The sequence below is a fragment of the Treponema rectale genome (assembly GCF_014202035.1).
Taxonomy (GTDB): domain Bacteria; phylum Spirochaetota; class Spirochaetia; order Treponematales; family Treponemataceae; genus Treponema_D; species Treponema_D rectale.
Genome location: NZ_JACHFR010000006.1, coordinates 1 through 5,053, shown reverse-complemented (window position 1 = coordinate 5,053; position 5,053 = coordinate 1). Strand labels below are relative to the sequence as shown.

Below are 5,053 nucleotides of genomic sequence, written 5' to 3'. Positions count from 1 at the left end.
TGGTAATCTTTTGCCCTTCGGGGCTTTAGAATAATCATGGAGAGTTCGATCCTGGCTCAGAACGAACGCTGGCGGCGCGTCTTAAGCATGCAAGTCGAGCGGGATTACGTAGCTTGCTACGTATGAGAGCGGCGGACTGGTGAGTAACACGTAGATAACGCACCCTCCGGACGGGGATAGCCTGTAGAAATATAGGATAATACCGGATGCGAAGTGCAGGGGAAGAGCCTGTACTGGAAAGGAGCTTCGGCTCCGCCGGAGGAACGGTCTGCGGCCCATCAGCTAGTAGGCGGGGTAAAGGCCCACCTAGGCAATGACGGGTATCCGGCCTGAGAGGGTGATCGGACACATTGGGACTGAGATACGGCCCAGACTCCTACGGGAGGCAGCAGCTAAGAATATTCCGCAATGGGGGAAACCCTGACGGAGCGACGCCGCGTGGATGATGAAGGCCGGAAGGTTGTAAAATCCTTTTGAAACCGAGGAATAAGCAGTATAGGAAATGATACTGCGGTGACTGTAAGTTTTGAATAAGCACCGGCTAATTACGTGCCAGCAGCCGCGGTAACACGTAAGGTGCGAGCGTTGTTCGGAATTATTGGGCGTAAAGGGCATGTAGGCGGAAGCGCAAGTCCGGTGTGAAATCCCGTGGCTCAACCACGGGGCTGCGCCGGAAACTGCGTAACTAGAATCACTGAGGGGGAACCGGAATTCCAGGTGTAGGGGTGAAATCTGTAGATATCTGGAAGAACACCAATGGCGAAGGCAGGTTTCCAGCAGATGATTGACGCTGAGGTGCGAAGGTGCGGGTAGCAAACAGGATTAGATACCCTGGTAGTCCGCACAGTAAACTATGTACACTGGGTGTCCGGCCAGGAGGCTGGGTGCCGAAGCAAACGCGATAAGTGTACCGCCTGGGGAGTATGCCCGCAAGGGTGAAACTCAAAGGAATTGACGGGGGCCCGCACAAGCGGTGGAGCATGTGGTTTAATTCGATGGTACGCGAGGAACCTTACCTGGGTTTGACATACACAGGAATCGTATAGAGATATATGAGCGCAGCAATGCGCCTGTGAACAGGTGCTGCATGGCTGTCGTCAGCTCGTGCCGTGAGGTGTTGGGTTAAGTCCCGCAACGAGCGCAACCCCTACTGCCGGTTACCAGCACGTAATGGTGGGGACTCAGGCGGAACTGCCGGCGACAAGCCGGAGGAAGGTGGGGATGACGTCAAGTCATCATGGCCCTTATGTCCAGGGCTACACACGTGCTACAATGGTGGGTACAGAGTGAAGCAAGGCCGTGAGGCGGAGCAAAACGCAGAAAACCCATCGTAGTTCGGATTGAAGTCTGAAACCCGACTTCATGAAGTTGGAATCGCTAGTAATCGCGCATCAGCACGGCGCGGTGAATACGTTCCCGGGCCTTGTACACACCGCCCGTCACACCATCCGAGTCGGGGATACCCGAAGTCGGCAGGTTAACCCGCAAGGGAGGCCGCTGCCGAAGGTATGCCTGGTAAGGAGGGTGAAGTCGTAACAAGGTAGCCGTACCGGAAGGTGCGGCTGGATCACCTCCTTTCTACGAGAAAGGTAATAATGTCCGGTGTACGGACGGCTTTTTAAGAGTACTGAAAGTATTAGAAGCGTTTCTTCCGGGGAAGTCCCTGAACCTGGGGATTTAGCTCAGTTGGCTAGAGCATCGGCTTTGCAAGCCGAGGGTCAGGGGTTCAAGTCCCCTAATCTCCATAAAGAAAGATCTTTGACAGTAACAAGGGAAGGAACAACGAGAAGTTGAAAGAAGGTATAACCGGTACGGACGAGCGAAGCGGTGCGAAAGCTTGAAGGAAGATGCACTGCAGAACGAAAGGACGTACCGGGGAAAGATAATATGGTCAAGCGAATATAGGTCCATGGCGGATGCCTTGGAGCTGGCGGACGAAGAAGGCCGTGACAAGCTGCGAAAAGCCGCGGGGAGGAGCACATATCCCTTGATCCGCGGATTGCCGAATGGGGTAACCCGCACGGAGTGATCCGTGCACCGCACGCCTGAATAAAATAGGGCGGCGGAGTCATACCGGATGAAGTGAACCATCTAAGTAATCCGGGAAAAGAAATCAACAGAGATTCCCTAAGTAGCGGCGAGCGAACGGGGAGGAGCCTAAACCGCATTAAGCGGGGTTGTAGGGCCGCATGGGGATGACCCGCGGAGAGAAAAAACCGAGGAACATATGGGAACAGGCTGGAAAGCCTGGCCGAAGAGGGTGACAGCCCCGTAGCTTAAATGATTCCCGGCTCCGTGATGCGGTACCTGAGTAGGGCGGGGCACGAGAAACCCTGTCTGAATCCGGGTCGACCACGATCCAAGGCTGAATACCTGCCAGCTACCGATAGTGCAGAAGTACCGTGAGGGAAAGGCGAAAAGAACCCCGGTAAGGGGAGTGAAATAGAACCTGAAACCATGGACCGGCAAGATGTCACGGGCCGCAAGGCTTGTGGCGTGTCTTTTGTAGAATAAACCTGCGAGTTACGGTATGCAGCAAGGCTAAGGAATTGAAGTTCCGGAGCCGGAGCGAAAGCGAGTGTGAACAGCGCGATATAAGTTGCATGTCGTAGACCCGAAGCCAATGTGATCTTATTATGGGCAGGTTGAAGCAGGGGTGAAACCTTGTGGAGGACCGAACAGTAATCTGTTAAAAAAGGTAGTGATGACCTGTGATAAGGAGTGAAAGGCTAAACAAACATGGAAATAGCTGGCTCTCCCCGAAATGCCTTTAGGGACAGCCTCATGCAAAGCCACCGGAGGTAAAGCACTGGATGAGCAAGGGGGAGTCAAATCCTACCGAGTTCAATCAAACTAAGAATGCCGGCGGCCAGCGCATGGGAGTGAGACTGCGTGCGACAAGGTTCGTAGTCGAGAGGGAAACAGCCCAGATCCGCAGCTAAGGTCCCAGAATGACGCTAAGTGTAAAATGAGGTACGGATGCACAGACAGCCAGGAGGTTGGCTCAGAAGCAGCCATTCCTTAAAAGAGTGCGTAACAGCTCACTGGTCGAGCACCCGCGCGCAGACAATGTAACGGGGCTAAGCGTCATACCGAAGCTCGGAATTCATACCGTAGGGTATGACTGGTAGGGGAGCATTCCATTAACCCGTGAAGGCATATGCGAGAGCGGTGCTGGAGGAGATGGAAGAGAGAATGCAGGCATAAGTAACGCAAAGACGGGTGAGATCCCCGTCCGCCGAAAACCTAAGGTTTCCTACGTAAAGGCAATCTGCGTAGGGTAAGTCGGCCCCTAAGGTCAGGGAGAAATCCGTAGCCGATGGGAAGACGGTCAAGATTCCGTCACTTTTTTCAGATTCGAGGGCAGGACGCATGAGGCGAAATCCGGCGGGAGAACGGTAGTTCCCGTCAAAGCGTTAAGGTGCTGAGGGGTGCAGGCAAATCCGCATCCTGAGCTGAGACGTAAGCGAGCGGAGAGAAAGTCGAAGTGAAGCGGATGTAGTCAAGGTGCCGGGAAATACTGTCTAAGGTCAGTCTGAAAAGAACCGTACCGGAAACCGACACAGGTAGGAAGGATGAGTAATCTAAGGCGCACGAGCGACCTCGCGTTAAGGAACTCGGCAAAATGCACACGTAACTTCGGAAGAAGTGTGGCTCCGGTTTGAAAGAATTAAGGAGCGGCAGAAAGCAGGCCCAGGCGACTGTTTATCAAAAACACAGCCATCTGCGAACCAGCAATGGGACGTATAGGTGGTGACACCTGCCCGGTGCCGGAAGGTTAAGAGGAGGAGTTAGCCGCAAGGCGAAGCCCTGAATCGAAGCCCCGGTAAACGGCGGCCGTAACTATAACGGTCCTAAGGTAGCGAAATTCCTTGTCGGGTAAGTTCCGACCCGCATGAATGGTGTAACGATTCTGGGCACTGTCTCAACGCGAGACTCGGTGAAATTTATATTCCGGTAAAGAAGCCGGATACCCGCAATTAGACGGAAAGACCCCGTGAACCTTCACCGCAACTTAATATTGGGATCCTGTTCACCATGTGTAGGATAGCTGGGAGGCAGTGAGGCGTGGCCGTCAGGCTGCGCGGAGCCAATGGTGAAATACCAGCCTTGATGAACAGGATTTCTAACCCGTGCCTTGAAGCAGGTGCGGGGACAATGTTAGGCAGACGGTTTGACTGGGGCGGTCGCCTCCTAAACGGTAACGGAGGTGCGCGAAGGTCTCCTCACCCTGGTTGGGAATCAGGGCGCGAGTGTAAAGGCACAAGGAGGCTTGACTGCGAGGGTGACAATCCGAGCAGGTGCGAAAGCAGGTCTTAATGATCTGATGGTTCTGAGTGGAAAGGCCATCACTTAACGGACAAAAGGTACTCCGGGGATAACAGGCTGATTTTCCCCAAGAGTTCACATCGACGGGAAAGTTTGGCACCTCGATGTCGGCTCATCGCATCCTGGGGCTGGAGCAGGTCCCAAGGGTTTGGCTGTTCGCCAATTAAAGCGGTACGTGAGCTGGGTTCAGAACGTCGCGAGACAGTTCGGTCCCTATCTGTTGCGGGCGTTGGATGTCTGAGGGGAGCTGCTTTTAGTACGAGAGGACCGAAGTGGACGAACCTCTGGTGTACCAGTTATCCTGCCAAGGGTAAGTGCTGGGTATCTAAGTTCGGAAGGGATAACCGCTGAAAGCATCTAAGCGGGAAGCCCACCTCAAGATGAGACATCCCTGGGGATTTAATCCCCCTGAAGGATCCGGAGACACTATCCGGTTGATAGGCTGCAGGTATAAGCGCGGTGACGCGTTCAGCCGAGCAGTACTAATAATCCGTGAGGCTTGGCCATATTATCGTTCCAGACTTTATTTCTCTTATGTTGTTCCGTTTCCGGTTCTGCCCGGGCTGCTGCCCCTGAAGGCCGGATTCATGTTACTTGTTTATTAATGCCGGTGGCCATAGCGGAGAGGAAATACCCGTTCCCATACCGAACACGGAAGTCAAGCTCTCCTGCGCCGATGATACTGCTCTTTAGCGGGAAAGTAGGTAGCTGCCGGCTTTTTTTT

At 53.8% G+C, this 5,053-nt stretch carries 1 tRNA gene and 3 rRNA genes; all 4 read left to right on the top strand.

Annotated elements, in window-relative coordinates:
* The first annotated feature begins 33 nt into the window (after window positions 1-33).
* The 4 genes from HNP77_RS12265 (at window position 34) to rrf (ending at window position 5,046) form a co-directional block, all read left to right on the top strand.
* Window positions 34-1,578 (top strand): 16S ribosomal RNA (locus HNP77_RS12265).
* Between the two features lie 93 nt (window positions 1,579-1,671).
* Window positions 1,672-1,745, top strand: a tRNA-Ala gene (locus HNP77_RS12260).
* Window positions 1,746-1,889: 144 nt separating this feature from the next.
* Window positions 1,890-4,836 (top strand): 23S ribosomal RNA (locus HNP77_RS12255).
* 99 nt (window positions 4,837-4,935) lie between these two features.
* Window positions 4,936-5,046: ribosomal RNA gene (gene rrf / locus HNP77_RS12250) — 5S ribosomal RNA — on the top strand.
* The 16S, 23S and 5S rRNA genes sit together here with 1 tRNA gene alongside, the layout of an rRNA operon.
* The last annotated feature ends 7 nt before the right edge of the window (window positions 5,047-5,053 follow it).